Genomic DNA, 19675 nt, shown 5'->3' on the forward strand with positions numbered 1-19675 from the left:
GCAACTAGGACATATTGTTTACTAAGTGAACTTGTTCTTAATTCAGGGGGGAGGGTTTCACAATGGCAAGTGTATATGAAAATAGTTATATGATCGTTTTGATTTTCTTGCTATTAGGTATATTGCTGCCGGTAGTGGCTCTTACATTAGGAAGGATGCTGCGTCCAAACAAACCAAGTGCAGCGAAAGCGACGACGTATGAGAGTGGGATTGAGCCTTTTCATGATGCAAATATTCGGTTTCATGCTCGTTATTATATTTTTGCTTTATTGTTTGTCATCTTTGATGTAGAAACTTTATTTTTATATCCATGGGCTGTTGCATATGACAAGCTCGGTTTATTTGCACTGATTGAAATGCTCATCTTTGTTGTAATGTTGCTAGTTGGATTAGCGTATGCTTGGAAAAAGAAGGTGTTACAATGGTTATAAATTTTGAGGAATTACATCCAAATGAACGAGCGGAATTAGAACGAAATATCTTTTTTTCTACATTGGAGCAGTTGAAAGGATGGGCACGGAGCAATTCTTTATGGCCGATGACATTCGGACTAGCATGCTGTGCAATTGAAATGATGGGAGTAGGTTCATCACATTACGATTTAGATCGATTTGGGTCATTTTTTCGGACTTCACCAAGGCAATCGGACGTTATGATTGTGTCGGGAACGGTAACGAAGAAGATGGCTCCTATTGTTCGGCGCTTATACGATCAAATGCCTGAACCAAAGTGGGTGATTGCAATGGGATCTTGTGCGACAGCAGGTGGCCCATATGTAAATTCATATGCTGTTGTGAAAGGTGTGGATCAAATTGTACCAGTTGACGTGTATATTCCTGGCTGCCCACCAAATCCCGCCGCTTTAATTTATGGAATTAATAAATTGAAAGAAAAAATTCGTTACGAGGCAAAGACAGGAAAGCAGGTGACGAATAAATGAGTGATCCAAATAAAGACCTAGAGGATTTGAAAAGAGAAGCGGCTAGGCGTGCGAAAGAAGAGGCGAGAAAGCGTCTCGTTGTGAAACATGATGCGGAAATAAGGAAACTTGAGGAAGAAGATCAAGAAAAAGAGAAAGCGCTACCAAAAAATGATGGTATGACTGTGGAAGAAGCAAAACGACGTGCAGCAGCCGCGGCAAAAGCAAAAGCGGCAGCGTTAGCGAAGCAAAAAAGAGAAGGAATAGAAGAAATACCGGAAGAAGAAAAGGCGAAAGCGAAAGCGAAAGTGAAAGCGAAAGCGAAGGCAGCAGCCGCGGCAAAAGCAAAAGCAGCGGCATTAGCGAAGCAGAAAAGAGAAGGAACCGAAGAAGTAACGGAAGAGGACAAGGCTAAGGCGAAAGCAAAGGCCGTGGCAGCAGCAAAGGCAAAGGCAGCGGCTCTAGCGAAGCAGAAGGCCTCGCAAGGTGATGGGGAATCGGGAGATGAAAAGGCGAAGGCAATTGCAGCAGCGAAGGCGAAAGCGGCTGCGGCAGCAAGGGCGAAGACAAAGGGCGCTGAAGGTAAAGCGGAAGAGGAGCCGAAGCAGGAAGAGTCATCCGTGAATCAGCCGTATTTAAATCAGTATGTTGAAGTTATTAAGGGGAGAATAGGAGAGGATACATTAGTAGATTCCTATATTAATAAACTTTCAAAAGATGTACCAACTCTTGTGGCGGAGCCCTCAAAATATTATGAAGTAATGGAGTTACTGCGATTCCATGAGGGACTTGCTTTTGATTATATGTCAGAGCTACATGCGACGGATTTTGTGACACATATGGAAGTATATGTTCATTTATTTTCATATGGAAAGAAACAGTCAGTAGCGGTGAAGGTAAAGCTGGATAGGGAAGAGCCGCAAGTAGAATCGGTGACAGCGCTTTGGAAAGGAGCGGACTGGCCAGAGCGAGAAGCATATGATTTGCTCGGCATTGTATTTAAGGGACATCCGAATTTATCACGTATTTTAATGCCGGATGATTGGATAGGGTATCCGCTTAGGAAAGATTATGAACCGTATGATGTGGAGGTGTAGCTTATGATCCGTACGGAAGAAATGCTTTTGAATGTAGGGCCTCAGCATCCGAGTACGCATGGTGTATTCAGGCTTGTTATTAAGATTGACGGGGAAATTATTAAAGAAGCTACACCAGTTATTGGATATTTGCATCGCGGGACCGAAAAGATTGCCGAGAGCTTACAGTATACACAAATTATCCCTTATACAGATCGAATGGACTATTTATCGGCCATGACGAATAATTACGTCATTTGCCATGCTGTAGAGACGATGATGGGGCTTGAAATCCCGGAGCGGGCCGAATACTTACGAGTGCTTGCAATGGAGCTTGGAAGGATTGCAAGCCACCTCGTTTGGTGGGGGACAAATCTTCTTGATATAGGAGCGGTCAGCCCGTTTTTGTACGCGTTTCGTGAACGAGAGATGATTATAAATTTATTAAACGAATTATGCGGTGCCCGGCTTACTTTTAACTATATGAGAGTCGGGGGTGTAAAGTGGGATGCGCCGGACGGTTGGATTGAAAAAGTGGAAGAGTTTGTTCCGTATATGAGAGAGCAATTAGCAGGTTATCATGATCTCGTTAGCGGTAATGAGATTTTCTTAAATCGTGTAAAAGGCGTTGGTATATATAACGCGGAAGAAGCGATTTCGTATTCTTTAAGCGGAGCGAATTTGCGGTGTACCGGAGTAAACTGGGATCTTCGCAAGGATGAACCGTACTCCATTTATGATCGTTTTGATTTCGATATTCCTGTTGGGAGTGTGGGAGATGCTTGGGATCGTTACGTTTGCCGCATGCAAGAGATTGAGGAGTCATTAAAAATTGTTGAGCAAGCTGTCCAGCAGTTTCCAAAAGACGGAGCTGTGCTAGCAAAAGTACCGAAAATCATTAAGGCGCCTAAAGGGGAAGCGTTCGTCCGTATAGAATCGCCGCGAGGAGAGATTGGTTGCTATATTGCTAGTGATGGAAAGAAAGAGCCGTACCGCTTGAAGTTTCGCAGGCCGTCTTTTTACAATTTGCAAATTTTACCGAAGTTATTGAAAGGTGAAAACATCGCCAATTTAATTACGATTTTAGGTGGAGTTGATATTGTACTTGGGGAGGTTGATGGCTAATGATTGAAACGCTCTTACAATCACCTTCAAGCTGGACGAATTTCTTCATTTTTTTCGGATTAGCGGTGCTTCTATTATTTGCAGTCCTTGGCTTCGTTACATATGGTATTTTGGCAGAACGGAAAGTGATGGGTTTTATGCAAGGGCGGATTGGCCCAAACCAAGTTGGGGGCCGGTTCGGCTTACTACAAACGGTAGCTGATGTTTTAAAACTATTACTGAAAGAAGATAGTATTCCGAAAGCGGCAGATAAACCGTTGTTTATATTAGCACCTGTTATTGCATTCGCACCGGCATTTATGGTGCTTGCAGTCATCCCGTTTACTGATAAATTTCAGTTCGCGGATATTGGCGTAGGCTTACTGTATTACATTGCTGTTTCTGGCATTACGACGATTGGTGTCGTAACTGGAGGATGGGCATCAAATAATAAATATTCCCTTTTAGGAGGGATGCGTGCGGCGGCGCAAATGATTTCTTATGAAATTCCGCTCGTAATGAGTGTAATTGGCGTCGTTTTGTTAGCTGGTAGCCTGAATTTAAATGAAATTGTAGCGGCGCAGGAGAATGTTTGGTACATTTTCGTGCAGCCAATCGGTTTCGTCGTTTTCTTAATCGCGGCGGTAGCAGAGTTAAATAGGACGCCGTTTGATTTACCAGAAGCAGAATCGGAACTTGTTTCTGGATATCATACGGAATACTCAGGGTTTCGATGGGCGTTTTTCATGCTTTCAGAGTACGTATATTTCTTCGGAATGGCATCTTTAATTACAGTGCTCTTTTTAGGCGGATGGAATCCAGTTATGTTCCTTGGATTTATCCCAGGAGCTGTATGGTTTGCTTTGAAATTTAGCAGTGTAGTCTTTCTATTAATTTGGTTCCGCGTTACGTTCCCGCGTATAAGAGGTGACCAGTTAATGGAGTTTGGCTGGAAAGTATTATTGCCAATTGCACTTGCAAATATTTTCTTAACGGCATTGATTAAGGAGTTGTTCTTCTAATCTATGAGGGGGGTGCCAGTAAGAGATGAAAGGACTATTTAAAGGATTAAAATATACATTAAGCAATTTGAGTAAGAAGAAGGTGACTTATGATTATCCGAATCAACCGTTGCCGCTGCCGGACCGCTTTCGAGGTATTCAAAAGTTTTATCCGGAAAAGTGTATTGTTTGTAATCAGTGCTCCAACATTTGTCCGACAGACTGTATTCAGTTAACGGGAAAAAAACATCCGGATCCTACGAAAAAAGGAAAAATTATCGACACGTACGACATTAATTTTGAAATTTGTATTCTGTGTGATTTATGTACAGAAGTTTGTCCGACAGAGGCGATTGTTATGACAAATAACTTTGAACTCGCGGAATATTCACGTGATGATTTATTTAAAAATTTGCAGTGGCTTGACGAAAACGACGAAAACGTCAGGAAGGAGAATAAAGCATGAATGGCGAGTTTGTAGCATTCTTCATACTATCCTTGTCTGCAATTATCGGCGGTATTCTTATGTTGAACTTAGCGAAAGTCATGCATATGATGCTAGCTCTCGTTCTGACATTTCTTAGTATCGCAGGTTTGTACTTTCTTTTATCGGCCGAATTTATCGGAGTTGCACAAATTTTACTTTACTCCGGTGCGATCACAATTATTATGATTTTTGGCATTATGTTAACACAACATAACGCAGAAAATGAATCGCGTCTTACTCTTCGAAAATGGATTATCTTCTTTGCGGTTGTAGCATTTGGGGCAGTTATGTATTTCGCTGTTAACAATATTGATTTTGCAAATGAAAGCACACAAGGAAGTTTACCTCTCCATGAAAAAAACACACTTCAAATCGGTACACTTCTCTATTCGAAATATATTATTCCATTTGAGTTAACCTCAGTTATTTTACTTGTAGCACTTGTTGGCGCGATTATACTTGCGAAGAAGGATGAGAAAGAGGAGGATTCCAATGAGTAGTGTTCCAGCTTCTGCATATTTAACGCTTGCGATTATTTTGTTTTGCATCGGTTTGTTTGGAGCTTTAACGAAGCGAAATACAGTGATTGTATTAGTTTGTATTGAATTAATGCTTAACGCGGCCAATTTGAATTTAGTAGCGTTTAGTAAATTAGGTTTGTTCCCAAATTTAACAGGGCAAATTTTCTCTCTATTTACGATGGCTGTAGCAGCAGCGGAGGCGGCGGTAGGACTCGCCATTTTAATTGCTTTGTATCGTAATCGTACGACGGTTCATGTAGATGAAATGGATACGCTCAAAGGATAACATTGTGACCGAAAAGGGGGAAGGAAACAATGATCGATTATGCATGGCTCATACCGCTTTTCCCGCTTGTTTCGTTTTTTTTATTACTTATATTCGGGAAGAAAATTAGAGAAGGAAGCAGTGTACTTAGTATTTTCCTCGTCTTTCTCTCCTTTATATTTGCGGTACTTGTATTAATAGAAAGATTTTCAGAAGCAAGCGTGAAGCATAAGTGGGTATGGCTTAGAACGGGAGATATTGATATATCATTTGGCTTTGAAGTGACTGCATTAGGGGCTTTAATGCTGTTTATCGTTACACTTGTGAGTTTACTTGTACATGTGTATTCGAAAGGTTATATGAAAGGTGAGGAAAGATTACCAACCTTTTATGCCTATTTAGGGCTCTTTACATTTGCGATGCTCGGGCTCGTTATATCCCCGAATTTATTACAGCTTTATATATTTTGGGAGTTAGTCGGCCTTGGTTCATTTTTACTCATCGGTTTTTATTTCTTTAAAGAAGAAGCGAAGGCTGCTGCGAAAAAGGCTTTTATTATGACTCGTATTGGAGATGTCGGTTTATTTATTGGGATGATCTTAATTTTCTGGCATGCAGGTAGTTTTGAATATGACGCAATATTTAGGGCGATTCATACGGGGGATCTTACCCCTACGATGATTACAATAACAGCGATATTAATTTTTATCGGTGCGATGGGGAAGTCAGGTCAGTTCCCACTTCATACGTGGTTACCAGATGCGATGGAAGGGCCGACGCCTGTTTCGGCACTTATTCATGCGGCGACGATGGTCGCAGCTGGCGTATATTTAGTGGCGACGATGTTTCCGCTATTTTCAGCAAGTGCGGTGGCGATGCAGACGGTGGCAATTGTTGGAGCCTTCACTGCAATCTTTGCGGCTTCCATAGGTCTTGTACAAACGGATATAAAGAGAGTGCTTGCTTATTCTACAGTGAGCCAGCTTGGGTATATGATGCTTGCGTTAGGATCTGCCGGTTATGTAGCTGGTGTTTTCCATTTAACGACACACGCCTTTTTTAAAGCGCTACTATTTTTGGCGGCAGGAAGTGTCATTCATGCAGTGCATACGCAAGACATTAATAAAATGGGTGGTTTACAGAAGAAGATGAAAGTAACGGGCGCACTATTTTTAATCGGTACACTTGCAATTAGTGGGGTTCCGCTCCTTTCAGGTTTCTTTAGTAAAGATGAAATTTTAGCGGTGACTTGGATGAATGGCAATTACGTTTTATTCATATTAGCAGTAATTGCAACGTTCTTAACAGCATTCTACATGTTCCGGCTATACTTCCTTGTCTTTACTGGGGAAGCCAAGACGAAGGGAGATGTGCAGGAATCGCCCCGCATTATGACGTATCCGATGATCGTCCTTGGCGTTCTCGCGGTAGTGGCGGGTTATATGAATACACCATGGTTTGGGACATTCCTCGGGGATTGGCTTACGAAAGATGTAGCATTTAAAGCGCGAGAGGCACACGGACCAGTTTGGATTATGATCGTAGCGACTATCGTTTCATTTGCTGGGATTGCTCTTGCATATTTCATATATGGCAAGAAATCTATTTCTAGAGATTGGGCTGGTGGTGATGGAACACCTCTTTATAACCTTTTGAAAGAAAAATATTATGTGGATGAACTATACAATATGACGGTGCTCCCTATTACGAAGGGAGTCGCCCATGTGCTTCGCTTATTTGAGGTGTATGTAGTCGAAGGAATTGCCATTTTAATAGGGAGTCTAATTAAAGGGATAAGCGGACTCGGTTCTAGACTCCAAAACGGAAATGTACAAGTGTACGGCACTGTAACAGCTGTTTCGCTTGCAGTACTCGTCATTATTTTGCTCTATACGGGAGGGGATTTACGATGAATGATTTGTTATTAACGTTCTTCATTTTTTCCCCGCTTTTAGGAATTCTCTTACTTGTATTAACACCGAAAAAAGAATCGCGTACAGTGCGAGCGCTTGGTTTATTTGGAACGGCGCTTCCATTTGGAATCGCTATCGTTCTCGCTTGTACATACGCTTCTGGAAAGAGTTTATCGCTATTTGATGAAAAAGTGAAATGGATTAAATTTGGGGATCTTGCAGCGGTTGATAAAAGATGGTTTTCCATTTATTACGAGCTCGGCATTGATGGTTTATCGCTCGTTATGATGGTGCTGACAGCCCTTCTAGCGATGCTTGCAGCAATTGCGGCATTTACTATTAAAAGAAACTTGAAAGCCTTTTATATGCTGCTACTCATGTTAGAAATAGGGATGCTCGGCGTCTTCGCTGCTCAAAATTTAATGTTGTTCTTTATCTTCTTTGAAATTACGTTGCCACCAATGTTTTTATTAATTGGGAAGTGGGGGAAATTGTCGAGTGAAAAAGCTGCTTATAGTTATTTAATATATAACGGTATTGGCTCCGCCATTTTGCTCATCGTTTTCTCGGTTTTATTTGCGAAAACAGGTACAACAAATATTACAGAGCTTAAAGAAATATTAACGAGTGTAGGTGCTGGGGGAGGAATGGCTGTCTCAAGTAGTTTACAGTTCGGCTTGTTTCTTGCCATAATGATTGCTTTTGCGATTAAACTACCCGTTTTCCCGTTACATCGCTGGATGGTCAATGTGCATATTGAAGCGCATCCGGCTGTAGTTATGCTTCATGCGGGCGTTTTACTGAAGATTGGGGCATACGGTATGATTCGTTTCGGAAAGGGGCTATTCCCGGAATACTTTCGCGAGTTTGCAACGCTCATTGCGATTTTAGGAGTCATTAATTTATTGTACGGAGCCTTCTTAGCGCTCATCCAAACGGACTTCCGGAAGGTACTTGCTTACTCTAGTATTTCGCATATGGGCATTGTATTAATGGGCCTTGCGGCGTTAAATGCACCAGGTACACAAGGGGCACTATTCCAAGTTGTCTCTCACGGTTTAATTGCAGCCTTACTCTTCTTTTTACTGGGCGTTATAGAACAGCGCTTTGGAACGTCGGATATTACAGCGCTTGGCGGACTCGCAAAAAGTGTCCCGGTACTTAGCGGATTCTTCTTAGCAGGAGGAATGGCATCGCTTGGATTACCAGGAATGTCTGGATTTGTTAGCGAGTTTCTTGCCTTTCTCGGTTTATTCCAAGGGGAGCCAATCATTGCTACAGTCGGTGTACTTGGCATCATTTTAACCGCTGTATACGTATTGAGAGCGACACTTCAAGTAACATTTGGTAAGAAAGAGTGGGAGGCGAAAGCTGATATACACGGATGGGAGTATGTCCCTATATTGCTACTTATCTTCTGCATTATTGCAATTGGAGTAATGCCAGAAATACTAGGGGATCCGCTTCAAAATACATTGAAAACATTGGGGGTGAAGTAGGATGGATATGAATACGTTACTTAGCTTATCATGGCATCTCATGGTGCCAGAATTCATTATTCTCGGAGCTGCCATCCTTCTTTCCATATGTGATTTGTTTTTTAAGTTGAACCATAGATATGTAGCGCTTAGTGCAATCGCAGCCGTCATATTAGCAATTGTCTCATTAATTACGCTATATGGTGAACCGACAGGAGATATTTTAAACGGATCGTTTGTGTTAGATGGGTTTTCAAAAGGGTTCAAAACGTTGTTGTTAGGCGGAGCGGCCCTCATCTTATGCACCGCAATGAGCGATGATAGGAAGAATCCAATTGAAGATAAGGGAGAATATTATTACTTATTTTTAATGGCACTTCTTGGGGCTATGTTTATGGCTTCTAGTGTCGACTTCATTACACTTTTCATCGGTTTAGAATTGCTTTCACTTTCTTCATATATTTTAGTAGGAATACGAAAAAAGAACCGTGCATCAAACGAGGCGGCCATGAAATATGTCATTAATGGAGGAATTGGAACGGCAATTACGCTCTTTGGAATGAGTTATTTATACGGTATTACAGGATCAACTAATATCGTGGAGATGCAAAAAGTATTCACAGGGGAGCTTGCTGGTGGTATTCAGTTATTGTTAGCTCTCGCATTTCTACTCCTGCTCGTTGGACTCTCATTTAAAATTGCGACAGTACCGTTTCATATGTGGGCACCAGATGTGTATGAGGGAGCGGCTACGCCTGTTACTGCTTTTCTCGGGACGATTTCTAAAATTGCTGGGTTCTTACTCATTATTCGTCTGTTTCTCATGGTTTTTGCAAGTGTATCGGTGCAAGGAGACATGCAATCTTTATACGGACGTATGAGCATATACATTGCAGTACTAGCGAGTATTACGATGATTATTGGAAATGTAGTAGCGTTAAAGCAATATAACGTAAAACGCCTATTTGCCTATTCGGGAATCGCACATGCGGGGTATTTACTCGTTCCGCTTGTAGCATTATCACCATTTACGATGGATAGCATGTGGTTTTACATGCTTGCGTATATGCTTATGAATATAGGCGCGTTTGCAATTATCCACGGCTTAATCTTACAAAGCGACAAAGAAAACATTACCATTTTCACCGGATTATATAAGCGGTCGCCATTTACAGCGATAGTGATGACGATTTTTATATTATCGTTGGCCGGGATACCAGGAACAGCTGGTTTCATCGGGAAAATTAACATCTTTTTAGGTGCACTGCATGTAGAGCCAGCTCATTACGTACTAGCTTCTATTATGATGGGGACGACAGTCATCTCATTCGTATATTATTTCCGTATTTTACAGCAAATGTTTTTCCGGACGGGAGAAGTGGAAGAGAAAATTCCTTTGCCATTGAATATAAAGGTTGTTATGAGCCTTTGTGCAATTGCGATTGTAATACTAGGGATTATGCCGATGATTGGATACAATTTCTTTTATGAATATTTTCCATTAATGAAGGATTTCTTCTTCTTAGGGAACGTGGTACAATAGTGAAAATAAAAGGTGTGGAGTTGTTACTCTGCGCTTTTTATTTTGTGTGAATTACAATTGAAAATGCATGTAGGTATATGTTTTTTGAGAGCAAATTATGATGTGAAATGTAAGATGCTTATTTGTATTTGAAAAAGTGTGGCTTCTACTTATTATGGTATCGTTTTTATAGTATTTCGTAAGTAGTAGCTGGGTAAAAAGGGGTCGATTTTTTGGCACATCTTTTAGGGCAACAAGCACTGATTGCCATTGTTTCACATTTATTGTTTATTACCATTACATGGTGGGCCTTACAAGGTGTTCACATTGAGCGTTTAATGAAGTCTGGAAAGGTGATGCAGACGCGAGTGTTACTCATCCTAATTACAATTGCAATTGGGACATCTGTAAGTAACTTTTTCCTTGATTATTTAGGCTATTCAAAGAGTTTAACGTATTTAGTAAAGTAAGTGTATAGAACCTCATATCTCCGTTAACAATGGGGATAGGAGGGGATGAAATTGAAGCTTAAAGCCATTCTTATTGTTGTAATAAGTGTTGTTTTATTTTTGGTTGGATATAGAGAGATGAAACCGATCAGCGATGAACAGAAAATGGAGAGCATGATTGCAACTTTAGAGAAAAATGATGCTAAAGTAGAGAAGTGGTCATGGTTAGCGCGAGAAACAAAAACAATTTCTAATATACATACGTTTCAAAAGTTGTTAAACGATGTGAAGGACAAGGCGAATATTCAAAAGTGGGAATTAGAGCAATCTCCAGATGGATATAAAGCTACATCCTATAAAAAATTTTCTTCTTATGAAGAACGAGTAGTAGTAACATGGAGTAAGGAAAATACTAAAGAAAACACTTTCATTATTTTTGAAGTAAGCGGGGCGAAATGGGACCCGAAGTACATTCAGAAAACAAATAAAATTTTTAGTGAAAAACCTATAATTTACACTTGTGTTCAAGGTGTACTGAATGATAAGATTGAAGGTGTTTTGCAAAATAAAACCAATCAGGTTTTGAAAGATCTTTCAGCAAGAGCGATCGAACAGATAGAAGAAAGAGCATTTGTGTCAGTCTCCGCATACAATAAAAAGTGGGATGACGCTCTTTCAACAAATAGAGAGAAAATAAATGTGCAAATAGCAATACGTTCTACAGACAACAAAGATACAATTGTGGTTGGCACACCGATCATAACTTCTGAGTATTGAGTGAATAGATACTGAAAAAAGGACACGGAGGGGAATAATTTGGAAAAGATCATCGTCCGTGGCGGAAAGCGGTTAAACGGCACAGTGCGTGTTGAGGGCGCAAAAAATGCTGTATTACCTATAATCGCTGCAGCCCTATTAGCGAGTGATGGAAAGAATGTACTATCTGAAGTACCAGTTTTGTCTGATGTATACACAATTAATGAGGTATTACGTCATTTAAATGCTGAAGTCGTATTTGAAAATAACCAAGTAACAATCGATGCTTCTAAAGAACTAAACATTGAAGCACCATTTGAATATGTACGTAAAATGCGTGCATCTGTTCAAGTAATGGGACCATTACTTGCACGTAACGGTCGTGCTCGTATTGCACTTCCTGGTGGATGTGCAATTGGTTCACGTCCAATTGACCAACATTTAAAAGGCTTCGAAGCAATGGGAGCAAAAGTACAGGTTGGTAATGGTTTTGTTGAGGCATACGTTGAGGGAGAACTAAAAGGAGCTAAAATTTATTTAGACTTCCCAAGCGTGGGCGCGACAGAAAACATTATGTCTGCAGCTACATTAGCAAAAGGGACAACAATCCTTGAAAACGCAGCGAAAGAACCAGAAATCGTTGACTTAGCTAACTTCTTAAATGCAATGGGAGCGAAAGTACGCGGAGCTGGAACTGGAACGATTCGTATCGAAGGCGTTGATAAATTATATGGTGGAAACCACTCTATTATTCCTGACCGTATTGAAGCGGGAACATTCATGGTTGCAGCGGCAATTACTGGTGGAGACATCTTAATTGAAAATGCTGTACCTGAACATTTACGCTCAATTACAGCGAAAATGGAAGAAATGGGTGTTAAAGTTATTGAGGAAAATGAAGGTGTACGTGTTATCGGCCCAGATAAGTTAAAAGCGGTTGATATTAAAACTATGCCTCACCCAGGTTTCCCAACAGACATGCAATCACAAATGATGGCATTATTACTACAAGCTGATGGAACAAGTATGATTACAGAAACGGTATTCGAAAACCGCTTTATGCACGTTGAAGAATTCCGTCGTATGAATGCTGATATTAAAATTGAAGGTCGTTCTGTTATTATGAACGGTCCAAACAGCTTACAAGGTGCTGAAGTAGGCGCAACTGACTTACGTGCTGCTGCTGCATTAATCTTAGCTGGTTTAGTATCTGAAGGTTACACTCGTGTAACTGAGTTAAAGCATCTTGACCGTGGTTATGTAGATTTCCATAAGAAATTAGCTGCATTAGGTGCAACTATTGAACGTGTAAACGAAAAAGTAGAAGAAGTGAAAGAACAAGAAGTTTCTGATCTTCACGCTTAATTGAAATAGTCTCTACGTCTTTTGACGTAGGGGCTATTTTTTTGGGTTATTACTGTTATAGTCAATAAATTCTATACTTATGCACGTACCAGTAAAAATATTTAGAAAATTTTTGTTTTATCCTGCGTTAACTGCCCGTAAACATTCGATTGGTGCGGCTAATTAAAGTTCCACTTTATATGGTTCCCCTTCAGTATGTTCTAAAAGAAAGAGTTGTTCCATAAGAATGAATGGAGTACAGCTTTTGGATATTGGGGGAAATAAGATGAAATTTTCAAAGCCACTTTTTATCACAGTAGCGCTTCTAATAGCGCTCGTTATCATTGTACCTGCTGCTCTTGTTATTCCGTTTGCGAAAGCAAAAGTAGGGGAAGAAGCAGCTTCTAAAACTCCTCCAGCGATAGATAGTATACCAGCTCCAGGGAAAGTGGATACAGCGATTCAAGTTGCTGTATATCGTGATCGGCAAAAGAAGGTAGAAACATTACCTATGGAGGAGTATGTGACCGGTGTAGTAGCTTCTGAGATGAATGCCAGTTTTGAAATAGAGGCGCTAAAGGCGCAGGCATTAGCAGCGAGAACATTTGTGGTGCAGCGTATGCTAAGCGGAGGAAAGAAAAACAATGCGGACGTGACCGATACGGTGAAAGATCAAGTGTACAAAAGCAAAGAAGAATTGAAGAAACAATGGGGTAATAACTATGAAAATAATTTGAAGAAAATCGAAGAAGCCGTTTCGAAAACCGCAGGACAAGTTTTAGCGTATGATGGAAAACCAATCTCAGCATCCTTCTTCTCAACGAGTAATGGCCGGACAGAAAATGCGGCTGATTATTGGGGAAATGATTATCCGTACTTAAAGAGCGTAGATAGTCCGTGGGATCAAGCCTCTCCAAAATTTACGAGCGAGCAAACTTTTACAGTAGCTGACTTTCAAAAACGTCTTGGTGTGAAGGTGTTGGCAGACGGGAAGGTTGGAAATATTAAAGATCTTACGGAAGGAAAGCGAGTAAAAGATGTAGCATTTCAAGGGAAAACATTAACAGGAAAGCAAGTTCGTGAAAAGCTAGATTTACGCTCTTCTGACTTCACGTGGAAACAAGAGGGGGATAAAATCGTCGTTACAACGAAGGGATTCGGTCACGGCGTTGGCATGAGCCAATACGGAGCAAATGGCATGGCAGCGGAAGGTAAGAAATATACAGATATCGTTGCTCATTATTATAAGGGTGTCGAAATAAAGTCGATGAATGATTATGAAGGAAAGTTAATGGTGAAGAAGTAGGGGGAAAAGAGACCGTTCCAAGAGATATATTGGGACGGTTTTCTTTTGTTAGTGGATAGGTTCCTTGTCGAATCGTTGATATATTAAAAAAATCATCAATGTTCAGCGATGACAGAACTCTGTTTAAGGGGCCCATGGATCGCTGGAAGCTATTATAAGGATGAACGTACAGAAGAATCAATGAAAGACGGTTGGCTCTATACAGGAGACATTGTCACGGTTGATTCGGAAGGATGTATTAAGATTGCTGATCGTACGAAAGACTGAATTAAAAGTGGAGGCGAATAGATTTCTTCCGTAGATTTGGAAAATGCCTTAATGTCGCACGATAAAGTGTTAAAAGCACCTGTTGTGGCGGTGCCGCATGAAAAATGGCAAGAACGTCCCGTTGCTTGCGTCGTATTAAAAGAGGGACAAGCAGTCGAAAGAGAAGAACTGTACGCTTTACTAGAAGTAGAATTTCCGAAATGGTGGATGCCAGATGATATTTTATTTGTAAATCAAATTCCGAAAACATCTGTAGGGAAGTTTTTAAAGAGAGCACTACGTGATCAGCTCGAGACTTATATGGTAGAACAAAACTAGAGAAGAAGGCTATCCTTTCATTTGGATAGTCTTCTTTTTATGGTGCTTCATAAAATATCAAAAATTTCCATTAATTGTTTGGTATAATGTGATAAAAAGCATTTGGGGGAGACAAAATGGCGTTATTGGAGTTGAAACAATTAGGGAAGACGAACCAGTTACCAGCAGTTGAACTGAAGGTTCAGCAAGGACAATGTGTTGTTTTGCAATGTAATAACCATACAGCTAAAGTGTTGCACCGCATTATTATTGGTGAGGAAGAAGCTTCAACTGGCAACGTGCTATTTGAGGGAGAAGCGATTGGAAAGAAAAATTATTCACGCATCGGTTTTTGTTTTTTGAAAGATGAAGCATACGACCGTTTGAAGGTAAAGGAATACTTCAAGTTTTTAATAGGACTTTATGAATCAAATATGAGCACGGAAGAAGTAGTACAATATGTCGGGCTCTTAGATAAATTAAACGTTAAAATAGAAAAACTATCATTTTCAGAGAAACGTCGCCTTCATATTGGGCGAGTTATGATTCATAATCCAGATTTAGTTATTTTGGAAGAGCCAGAACAAAATGTAGATACAGAGAGTACGATTATTATTCGAAAATCAATTATGAAAATGAAAGAGCAAGGAAAAGCGATTTTTATTACGTCATCCTTTCTATCGGACGCCCTTTCATTAACAGAAGATGTATACATATTAAACAATGATGGTGTAAAAAAAATAGAAATCGAACAAGAAGAAGTTGAAGAGGTGGATGAAGAGAAGGTCGTTCAAATGATTCCACAAATGAAACTTGAAAGAATTCCAGCGAAAGTGAACGATAAAATCATTTTACTTGATCCGATGGAAATTCATTTCATTGAAACACAAAACGGAGTGACACATATTCATGTGCGCGAAGGTGATTTCGTATGTGCATTAACATTAAGTGAACTAGAAGCGAGATTAACAGGATTCGGGTTCTTTAGATGTCATCGCTCGTACCTTGTGAATTTACAAAGAGTGCGAGAAGTGATTACGTGGACTCGTAATAGTTTTAGTTTAATTTTGGATGACGAAAGAAAAAGTTCAATTCCGCTTTCAAAAGGACGAATGGATGAATTAAAAGGTGTGATTGGGCTATAAAAATTGCTCCAATAAGCTCAAAATACGATTCATTCACCGGTAAAAATACCCCTTTTACCGGTATTTTACTGCGCCTACTCTTTGTTTTTCATATGATTGAGTCAAGAAAAGCGAAACAAACAAACGAAAAGCGCTAAAGCGACTTTCATTTATAAAAGAAAAAACAAAGGGGATGACGAGATGACATTGGCAATTGAAATGAAAGATGTAATGAAAAGTTTCAACGAAAAAACGGCACTTCGAAATGTAAATATTGAGGTGAAGCAAGGAGAAATTTTCGGATTCCTCGGACCGAGTGGATCTGGAAAAACGACAACAGTAAAGATTTTAACTTCTCAATTGCTGCATAGCGTTGGAACAGTGAGGATACTAGGTAAAGATATTACAGGACCAAGCAGCATCGATTATAAACGAATTGGTATTTTAACAGACAACAGCGGTTTATATGAAAGACTTAGCATTTATGATAACTTACTATTATTTTGTGACTTATACGATTGCAAAAAAGAAAGAATCGATGAAGTACTAGCGCAAGTGAATCTATTAGATGATAAAAAAACACCAGTAAAGAAACTATCAAAAGGAATGAAACAGCGCGTTACATTAGCTAGAGCAATCCTTCATAAACCAGATATCCTCTTCTTAGATGAACCAACATCTGCACTTGATCCAGTAAACGTACAAAACATTCATAAAATCTTAAAAGAATTAAATAAAGAAGGAACGACGATTTTCTTAACGACTCACAATATGAACGAAGCAGAGACGCTTTGTAACCGCATCGCCTTTCTATGCGGCGGAGAAATTGTAGCGCTTGATACACCAGAAAACCTTCGCCTACAATACGCGAAAGATCAAATACAAGTCGTATTAAAAGATAAGCAAAAAGAAGTCGTGCAAAAAGACGAATTAGGTGCAAAACGTATTTCAGAATGGATGAAAAAAGGTGAATTACTATCCATTCATTCACACGAACCAACGCTAGGAGATATCTTTATTGAAGTTACTGGGAGGGGACTATAATGACATTTTCAATGAGACGATTTTCAGCTATTTTTCGGAAAGAGGTACAGGATATTAAAACAAATGCATCGGTACTTGTAATGGCGGCGATGCCAATTATGTTCGCTTTTGTTTATCAACAGATGGATGGGCCAAAAGAACAAATAGCTAATATGGTAACTTTAATGACTTTAATAATGGTAGGGAGCTTTGTTCAAGCGGCTTTAATTGCAGAAGAAAAAGAAAAGCATACTTTACGTGTGATGATGTTATCACCAACATCATCGTTAGAAGTATTACTAGGAAAAAGCGCATTAACAGCTCTTATTACCTTTGTAATTTGTATTAGTAACTTCGCCATTTTAGGTGTGATAAAGGGGAATATGGTTTTAATCGTTCTATTTTTACTTGCTAGTATATTTTTCTTCCTTATGTTAGGTACGGCAATTGGATTAATAGCTAAAACAATGGCATCGACATCAGTAGTAGGTATGCCGATCTTGTTTGTTTTTTTCCTGGCTCCAATGTTGGGCGAATTTATTAAAAATAAGTTTGTAACAAAGGCAATTGAGTTTCTTCCAACGAAACATCTTGTAGATGCAATGCCAAAGATGCTGGCTGGAAAAGGTTTTTCAACTGTTAGTGGTGATTTAATCAATATTATAATTTGGTGTGTGCTTTCAATTGTTCTTTGTATGGTAGTTTACAAAAAGAAACAAATGGACTAAAAACTGAGCTGAAATGCTCAGTTTTTTCTTTTTTCTATCATTTCCTCGGAAATTTTACAATTCCTATACATATTTTTACATATTTTGTCGAAAAGTAATTAGTTATGCGTTGTATAGGATACGTGAATATTGTTCAAAATGATTGCTGAGGTGATGATGGAATGCGAGGAAGAAATAATAAAAAGTCGCAAAAGGTAGTACATTTATTTCAAAAAAGATGGGTGTTTCCGGCACTATACATTGCATGTGCAGCGGTAATTTTAATGGTTGCGCTATGGTTCCAAGGAGCTAATCCGAAGAAGACTCCGAACCAAGATCAAGCAACACCGTATACACAATCGGAAGATCCAGCAGTACCAGTAACGAAATCTTCAGAAGTAGTGAAAATGCCAGCTGCCGCTAATGCGGAAGTAGTCGTACAGAAGAAATTCTATGAAGATGCAGCAACTGAGGCGGAACAAGAAAAAGCACTTGTCTTTTATAACAACACATATTCCCCAAATAAAGGAATCGACATTGCTGCGAAGAATGGAAAAGAATTCAATGTAGCTGCTGCTTTAAGCGGTACAGTAACGAAAGCTGAAAAAGATTCACTTCTTGGTTATGTTGTAACAGTTGATAGTGGAAATGGTGTAGCAGCTTCTTATCAAAGCTTAGGTAGTGTGAAAGTAGAAAAAGGTGCACGAGTTGTACAAGGTGAAGTATTAGGAACATCCGGTCTAAGTGCAATGAATAAAGAAGCAGGTTCTCACGTTCACTTTGAAGTACGTAAAGACAATGTGGCTGTGAACCCTGAGCGCTACTTAAATAAGTCAGTAGCAGAAATTAAAGCTGATGCAGGTGCTGCAAAAGCAACGAATGCTTCTGGTAAAAAGGCTGATGACAAATCTCAAAAAGAAGAGAAGTCAACGAGCACGAAACCAGAAAGTAAAACAGAAGATAAGTCTCAAAAAGAAGAAAAATCAACAAGCGGTTCGACTAGTGACAAAAAAGAAGAGCCGAAGAAAGAAGAAAAATCAACAAATGGTTCTACAGAATCATCTAACAGTTCTTCTTCACAAGAATAAGAAAGTGAAAAAATCAGTTCTCACTAGGAGAGCTGATTTTTTTACTTTTACCCCGCATTAACGGGCAGTAAGACCCCTACTTCAAAATTCAGTGAAAGCTAAGAAGTTAGGCCTGGGGTCAACTGCCCGTAAAAGCCCGATTGGTGAAGGCTAATAATCATTGGGAAATGGCGCCCACTGATTAAAGTTTCACTTTATATAAAAATACTCAATTTCGAGAAAAAAGTTGCAATAACAAGGAAAAATGACGAGATTCTCGAATATATATTAAAAAAAGGAGGGGATACTGTGTCATTTTTATTTGTTCTGTCGACTGCTATTATTTTATTGTTTGTTTTATTCACTTTATATTATTATATTGCCGGTAAGAAAGAGGTTCCCCACCATCAATTGTTAGAAGAAGAGTTGGAACGAGAAGAATGACACCTTATATACAAGGTGTCATTTTTTTCGCCAAAATAGTCACTGTTAACGTATTTCTCACAAAAAAACGTAATTTTTCTTAACTTAGTCCGCAAAAATAGTGAACATGTAGCATATATCAGTAGTGCGGGCAATACAATGGTATAAACCAAAGCAAAGAGAGTGTTTGAGGTGAGAAATCGTGAATCATTTCATTATAAATCCAAGAATGTTTAACGCTTACAAACAGCACTCACACTTACTTCTTAGTCGTATGCAGCGAGGCTCATTTCACACTTCTCACATCCAATTTAGGGAGGCGAGTGGTGTGCACGATTACATCAAAGAGAGAACTATCAAGATTGGTAAGTATATCGTGGAGACAAGAAAGACAGTGCGTGTCATTGCAAAGGAATTTGGGGTATCAAAGAGTACAGTCCATAAAGATTTAACGGAACGTCTACCAGAAATTAATCCAGAGCTCGCAAATGAAGTGAAAGAAATTCTTGATTATCATAAGTCTATTCGTCATTTAAGAGGCGGAGAAGCAACAAAGCAAAAGTATAGAAAAGAAGATGTAGAAAAGCCGGTCCGTCAATAAATATGCGATCGCAAACATTCCGTTT

General features: G+C 39.5%; 21 protein-coding genes and 1 pseudogene. All 22 read left to right on the forward strand.

Annotated elements, in window-relative coordinates; translation table 11 throughout:
* Positions 1 to 62 precede the first annotated feature (62 nt).
* On the forward strand, positions 63 to 431 hold the full coding sequence (nuoA, locus tag MKX31_RS24640) for an NADH-quinone oxidoreductase subunit NuoA (RefSeq protein WP_000179273.1): 369 nt from the start codon (positions 63 to 65) through the stop codon (positions 429 to 431).
* Positions 422 to 940: an NADH-quinone oxidoreductase subunit NuoB gene (gene nuoB / locus MKX31_RS24645; RefSeq protein ID WP_000236331.1), complete on the forward strand. Its 519-nt coding sequence runs from the start codon at positions 422 to 424 to the stop codon at positions 938 to 940. The genes nuoA and nuoB overlap by 10 nt, the downstream gene beginning before the upstream one ends.
* Positions 937 to 2016: an NADH-quinone oxidoreductase subunit C gene (locus MKX31_RS24650; protein WP_340981625.1), complete on the forward strand. Its 1080-nt coding sequence runs from the start codon at positions 937 to 939 to the stop codon at positions 2014 to 2016. The genes nuoB and MKX31_RS24650 overlap by 4 nt, the downstream gene beginning before the upstream one ends.
* Before the next feature lie 3 nt (positions 2017 to 2019).
* Positions 2020 to 3120, forward strand: coding sequence for an NADH-quinone oxidoreductase subunit NuoD (gene nuoD / locus MKX31_RS24655; RefSeq protein WP_098101694.1), 1101 nt, complete (start codon positions 2020 to 2022; stop codon positions 3118 to 3120).
* The gene (gene nuoH, locus MKX31_RS24660; RefSeq protein ID WP_000573437.1) at positions 3120 to 4121 is read left to right on the forward strand and encodes an NADH-quinone oxidoreductase subunit NuoH; all 1002 of its coding nucleotides are present in this window, start codon (positions 3120 to 3122) and stop codon (positions 4119 to 4121) included. Before nuoD ends, nuoH begins: the two co-directional genes overlap by 1 nt.
* Before the next feature lie 25 nt (positions 4122 to 4146).
* Complete coding sequence (gene nuoI / locus MKX31_RS24665; RefSeq protein WP_000677191.1) at positions 4147 to 4566, forward strand: NADH-quinone oxidoreductase subunit NuoI; 420 nt, start codon at positions 4147 to 4149, stop codon at positions 4564 to 4566.
* Positions 4563 to 5087, forward strand: a complete 525-nt coding sequence (locus MKX31_RS24670) for an NADH-quinone oxidoreductase subunit J (RefSeq protein WP_340981627.1) — start codon at positions 4563 to 4565, stop codon at positions 5085 to 5087. The genes nuoI and MKX31_RS24670 overlap by 4 nt, the downstream gene beginning before the upstream one ends.
* Positions 5080 to 5394 (forward strand): NADH-quinone oxidoreductase subunit NuoK, encoded by a 315-nt coding sequence (gene nuoK / locus MKX31_RS24675; protein ID WP_000100078.1) that lies wholly within the window; start codon positions 5080 to 5082, stop codon positions 5392 to 5394. The genes MKX31_RS24670 and nuoK overlap by 8 nt, the downstream gene beginning before the upstream one ends.
* 29 nt (positions 5395 to 5423) lie before the next feature.
* Complete coding sequence (nuoL, locus tag MKX31_RS24680) at positions 5424 to 7286, forward strand: NADH-quinone oxidoreductase subunit L (protein WP_262764813.1); 1863 nt, start codon at positions 5424 to 5426, stop codon at positions 7284 to 7286.
* Positions 7283 to 8785, forward strand: a complete 1503-nt coding sequence (locus MKX31_RS24685) for an NADH-quinone oxidoreductase subunit M (RefSeq protein WP_149173780.1) — start codon at positions 7283 to 7285, stop codon at positions 8783 to 8785. Before nuoL ends, MKX31_RS24685 begins: the two co-directional genes overlap by 4 nt.
* 7 nt (positions 8786 to 8792) lie before the next feature.
* Positions 8793 to 10307: an NADH-quinone oxidoreductase subunit NuoN gene (gene nuoN / locus MKX31_RS24690; RefSeq protein ID WP_340981704.1), complete on the forward strand. Its 1515-nt coding sequence runs from the start codon at positions 8793 to 8795 to the stop codon at positions 10305 to 10307.
* A 212-nt stretch (positions 10308 to 10519) separates the two neighbouring features.
* Positions 10520 to 10756 (forward strand): DUF1146 family protein, encoded by a 237-nt coding sequence (locus tag MKX31_RS24695; protein ID WP_000940744.1) that lies wholly within the window; start codon positions 10520 to 10522, stop codon positions 10754 to 10756.
* A 51-nt stretch (positions 10757 to 10807) separates the two neighbouring features.
* A complete protein-coding gene (locus tag MKX31_RS24700) occupies positions 10808 to 11512 on the forward strand; it encodes a YwmB family TATA-box binding protein (protein WP_371399484.1) in 705 nt (234 codons plus the stop codon).
* 39 nt (positions 11513 to 11551) lie between these two features.
* Positions 11552 to 12856 (forward strand): UDP-N-acetylglucosamine 1-carboxyvinyltransferase, encoded by a 1305-nt coding sequence (murA, locus tag MKX31_RS24705; protein ID WP_000411269.1) that lies wholly within the window; start codon positions 11552 to 11554, stop codon positions 12854 to 12856.
* A 265-nt stretch (positions 12857 to 13121) separates the two neighbouring features.
* Positions 13122 to 14141: a stage II sporulation protein D gene (gene spoIID, locus MKX31_RS24710; RefSeq protein WP_262764845.1), complete on the forward strand. Its 1020-nt coding sequence runs from the start codon at positions 13122 to 13124 to the stop codon at positions 14139 to 14141.
* A 108-nt stretch (positions 14142 to 14249) separates the two neighbouring features.
* Positions 14250 to 14726 (forward strand): annotated as a pseudogene (locus tag MKX31_RS24715) (AMP-binding enzyme); the annotation flags it as partial.
* Between the two features lie 116 nt (positions 14727 to 14842).
* Complete coding sequence (locus MKX31_RS24720) at positions 14843 to 15850, forward strand: LytTR family transcriptional regulator DNA-binding domain-containing protein (protein ID WP_262764854.1); 1008 nt, start codon at positions 14843 to 14845, stop codon at positions 15848 to 15850.
* Between the two features lie 180 nt (positions 15851 to 16030).
* The gene (locus MKX31_RS24725) at positions 16031 to 16873 is read left to right on the forward strand and encodes an ABC transporter ATP-binding protein (RefSeq protein WP_262764866.1); all 843 of its coding nucleotides are present in this window, start codon (positions 16031 to 16033) and stop codon (positions 16871 to 16873) included.
* Entirely contained in the window at positions 16873 to 17580 is a 708-nt protein-coding gene (locus MKX31_RS24730; protein WP_064476123.1) for an ABC transporter permease, read from the forward strand. Before MKX31_RS24725 ends, MKX31_RS24730 begins: the two co-directional genes overlap by 1 nt.
* A 161-nt stretch (positions 17581 to 17741) precedes the next feature.
* Positions 17742 to 18647, forward strand: coding sequence for a M23 family metallopeptidase (locus MKX31_RS24735; protein ID WP_088047747.1), 906 nt, complete (start codon positions 17742 to 17744; stop codon positions 18645 to 18647).
* A gap of 288 nt (positions 18648 to 18935) precedes the next feature.
* Complete coding sequence (locus tag MKX31_RS24740; protein ID WP_000008903.1) at positions 18936 to 19070, forward strand: hypothetical protein; 135 nt, start codon at positions 18936 to 18938, stop codon at positions 19068 to 19070.
* Between the two features lie 307 nt (positions 19071 to 19377).
* The gene (gene spoIIID / locus MKX31_RS24745; protein ID WP_000544012.1) at positions 19378 to 19650 is read left to right on the forward strand and encodes a sporulation transcriptional regulator SpoIIID; all 273 of its coding nucleotides are present in this window, start codon (positions 19378 to 19380) and stop codon (positions 19648 to 19650) included.
* Positions 19651 to 19675 lie beyond the last annotated feature (25 nt).

Origin of the sequence: Bacillus sp. FSL M8-0063 (genome assembly GCF_038005545.1) — a bacterium.
GTDB lineage: Bacteria > Bacillota > Bacilli > Bacillales > Bacillaceae_G > Bacillus_A > Bacillus_A wiedmannii.